This is a genomic window from Mycobacterium sp. (genome assembly GCF_025933915.1).
Lineage (GTDB): Bacteria > Actinomycetota > Actinomycetes > Mycobacteriales > Mycobacteriaceae > Mycobacterium.
Window position 1 is genome coordinate 1 of the sequence record NZ_JAICZA010000267.1, and the last position, 3,570, is coordinate 3,570.

General features: G+C 67.3%; 4 protein-coding genes. 2 read left to right on the top strand and 2 right to left on the bottom strand.

All coding sequences use genetic code 11. From position 1 onward, the window contains the following. Positions 1-175: 175 nt before the first annotated feature. Positions 176-1,291 carry a hypothetical protein gene (locus tag Q0W90_RS23730; RefSeq protein WP_297601961.1) on the bottom strand — a complete coding sequence of 372 codons (1,116 nt, stop codon included), beginning with the start codon at positions 1,289-1,291 and terminating at the stop codon, positions 176-178. After that, positions 1,291-2,427, bottom strand: coding sequence for a phosphotransferase family protein (locus Q0W90_RS23735; protein ID WP_297777037.1), 1,137 nt, complete (start codon positions 2,425-2,427; stop codon positions 1,291-1,293). Before Q0W90_RS23735 ends, Q0W90_RS23730 begins: the two co-directional genes overlap by 1 nt. 61 nt (positions 2,428-2,488) lie before the next feature. Here Q0W90_RS23735 and Q0W90_RS23740 point away from each other — a divergent pair, with 61 nt between their 5' ends. Then, positions 2,489-3,091: a TetR/AcrR family transcriptional regulator gene (locus tag Q0W90_RS23740; RefSeq protein WP_297601965.1), complete on the top strand. Its 603-nt coding sequence runs from the start codon at positions 2,489-2,491 to the stop codon at positions 3,089-3,091. Continuing rightward, on the top strand, positions 3,088-3,570 hold a 483-nt coding region (locus Q0W90_RS23745; protein WP_297777040.1), incomplete at its 3' end, for an SDR family NAD(P)-dependent oxidoreductase. The genes Q0W90_RS23740 and Q0W90_RS23745, both read left to right, overlap by 4 nt.

Genomic DNA, 3,570 nt, shown 5'->3' on the forward strand with positions numbered 1-3,570 from the left:
CCCGGCGAAGCCCGCTCCGACCACGACGACGTCGACGATCCGCGGCGGCTTTGACACGCGCTCTAGTGAACCGCATTTCTGCGGTTTGCAGGGCAAAACTGTGAAGCCCGCGAACATCGATTTGTTGCGCGAAATGGCCCGAAAATCGCCGAATAAGTCGACGTTCGCGGTCTGGTTACGGCGCGACCGTCAACCAGTCTTTGAATCCCGACGGGTCATGCCGGCCGAGCGCGCCGTGCTCGTAGAGGCCCCAGCCCTCCACCGGCGGCTTGTTGCCGTCGCGGCACACCGCCCGGCCCACATGGTCGATCACGCCGAAGCCGGCGCGCGCGATGATCGCCGGATCGGTCATGTCGTAGGTCCGCCGTTCGACGAATTTCTCGCCTTTCCACATGCCGTGTATCCAGTCGGAGTCGCCGCCGTAGCCACCGCCGACGTGGATGGGGACCGGCAGCTTGGACTCGACGTCGAAGTGGACGCCGGTGCCGTCGGGGGCGGCGGCCTCGATCGTCGCGCCGGTCGGGATGCGAGTGCCGGAGCGGTAGTGGATTTTCACCCGCGGCCAGCCCAGCTGCTCCACGCGGCCGTCGCGCCAGATCCGGGTGCAGTCGTTGAGCGAGCGGAACCCGGTGGGCTCCTCCTGGATGATCAGCACGATCGCGAACTCGTCGAACGCCATCGGCACGTAGAGCCACCACATGCCCTCGAACGGCGGGTCGGCGGGCCGGCCCGCGGGCTCGGCCTCGCCGATCGGCCGGATGCCCCAGGACCGGTCGCGGCTGCCCAGCCAGGTGTTGGGGTCGACCGTGATTTCCTCGCCGTCGATGACGATGTGCCCGCTCCAGCTGCCGAGCTGCGCGAAACGCTGCGCGTTTAGCGTGACCCGGTTGCCGGAGCGCAGGATGTGTGGCTGCTCCTGGACGACGTCGAACAGGCCCTTCCAGGTGAGATCGGCTGCGATGCCTTCGGTTTCGTCGAGGATCAACCGCAGCTTGTGCAGCGGCTCGACGACCTCGATCCGGTAACCGTTGACGTGCTGGTTGAGCCGGTCCTGATCGATCGCATCCGAAACATGTACGGCGGTCTGCGTATCCCCGCGGCGTACCAGCAGGAACGCGTCCTTGACCCCGAGGTTCGGGTAGTAGCCGATGCCGCTGATCACGAAGATGTTCCCGGTGCGGTCGTGGGCGTTGAAGTAGGAGCGGTCGTAGAAGTTGCGGTCCGAGGAGCCCGGCCACGCGATCGGCTGGGGGATCTGATGTAGGGGGAACTCGTCGAGCGGTCCGAGCATTACTGGTCCTCTCCGATAAGACGTTTCATCAATCCGGCGTGGTAGAACAGCGATTCGACGTCGTCGGGTCTTTCGGTTTCGCCGAAGTGCACCCGTCGCGCGCCGGTGCGCATGAACACGCACGCCCACATCACACCCGAGTACACGTAAAACCAGTGCAGGTCGCCGATTTCGACACCGGTCAGGTGCGCATAGGTGGCGCGCACGTCGTCCTCGCGCATCACCTCCGGCAACCCCGGCAGCGTCGCCAGACCGGCGAGTTCTTGAAAGACCATGTGCGCGAAGATCATCCACGCCACATCGAGCTCACGCGGCCCCAGCGTCACCATCTCCCAGTCCAGCACCGCCACCGGCTGGAAATCGCGGTACAACACGTTGCCGACCCGCGCGTCGCCCCACAGCAGCACCGGTTCGGCGGCGGCCGCTTCGGCCGGCCAGTTGGCGTCCAGCCAGTCGAAGGTGCGCTCGAGCAGCGGTGATCGCCCGATGTCGGGCACCGCGAAGTCATACCAGGACCGCACCCAGTTGAAGTGCTTGCGCAGCGCGGTATCCCCGGTTTGTCCCTCGGCGAGGAAACCAAATGTGCTCTGTGCGTCCGGAATCGAATGCAACCGCGCCAGTACGCCGACGGTGGCGTCTTGGAGTTCGCGTTGCCGCTCGGTGGGTGCGTCGGCGAACCAGTTGCCGCCGAACGTGTAGGGCATGACGTCGGGCGGCACCTCACCGTCGACGTAGTCCATCACGAAGAACGGTGTGCCGAGGACGTCGCCGGTGTTTTCCAGCCAGCGCACCCGGGGGACCGGCACGTCGGTCAGTTCGCCGACCTTACGGATGACGTCGAATTGGTGGTCGAGCCGGTAGGTCGGGAAGACCTGCACGTCCTCGGCGGTGGGCGCCACCCGCGCCACCAGCTTCTGCTCCGTCGGCTGCCCGTCCTGCTGCCAGCGGGTGGTCAAGATGATGGTCTCCGACGACATGCCCGTCGAATCCACGCCGCTTTCCACGGTCACCTCGGGTTTGGCGTCCTCCGGCAGTACGGTGGAAAGCCAGCGCGACATCACCGTGGGCACGGTGCTGACGTCGCGGCTGGAGCGCTGCAGCCGGTCGACGTTGTCGACTGCGGGTTCAGTGGCCACGGGTGGTGCCTCCATCTCTTCGAGACCTTTTCGCGGCAATTACGATACGGTAGGTAGCGTTATGAAAGCAGACCTGTCCGGCCTTGACAAGGCCCCCGGCGCCGGCCGCCCGCGCGATCCGCGTATCGACTCGGCCATCCTATCGGCGACCGCGGAACTGCTTGTCCAAACGGGCTATTCAAACATCAGCCTGGCCGCCGTCGCCGAGCGTGCCGGCACCACGAAATCGGCGCTGTACCGGCGCTGGTCGAGCAAGGCCGAACTGGTGCACGAGGCGGCCTTCCCGGTGGCCCCGACCGCGCTGGAGGCGCCCGCCGGCGACATCGCCGCCGACATGCGGATGATGATCGAGGCCACCCGCGATGTGTTCACCACCCCGGTGGTGCGCGCCGCGCTGCCGGGCCTGGTGGCGGACATGACGGCAGATCCCGCGCTCAACGCGCGGGTGATGTCGCGATTCGCGGACCTGTTCACCGCGGTGCGGGTGCGGCTGCGCGAGGCGGTTGACCGCGGTGAGGCCCACCCCGATGTGGATCCGGACCGCTTGATCGAGTTGATCGGGGGAGCGACGATGCTGCGGATGTTGCTGCGTCCGGAAGAAGAACTCGACGATGCGTGGGTGGCACAGACCACGGCCATCGTCGTGCACGGGGTGCGGCGATGACGGGCCGGCTTGCCGGGCGCACCGCGATCGTCACCGGCGCCAGCCGCGGCCTGGGCCGGGCGATCGCGCTGGCGCTGGCGGCCGAGGGGGCCGCGGTGGCGGTCGGCGGGCGAACCGAAGAGGTCTGGGATGACCGGTTGCCGGGAACCATCGGTGAGACGGTCGCTGACATCGAGGCGGCGGGCGGGCGTGCGGTTGCGGTCCGGGCCGACCTGACCGACCGCGACGAGATCGCCAGGCTGGTGGAGTCTGCGCGAGATGCGTTGGGCCCCATCGCGATCCTGGTCAACAATGCGGCCTTCACCGCGCCCGGCCGACCGCCGGTGCCCGGCGCCGAACCGCGCACCACGTCTGCCAAAACACCGAGTGGCGCCGCCAAGCCCGGCTGGCCGGGGTTCGTCAGTACGCCCTTGCACGCGTATCGCCGGCATTTCGACATCGCGGTCTTTGCGGCCTACGAGCTGATGCAGATGGTGTGC

Bases quoted from the DNA above. Each gene is read 5' to 3' on its own strand.
- Q0W90_RS23730 (WP_297601961.1), bottom strand. From the start codon at position 1,291: ATGCTCGGACCGCTCGACGAGTTCCCCCTACATCAGATCCCCCAGCCG.
- Q0W90_RS23740 (WP_297601965.1), top strand. From the start codon at position 2,489: ATGAAAGCAGACCTGTCCGGCCTTGACAAGGCCCCCGGCGCCGGCCGC.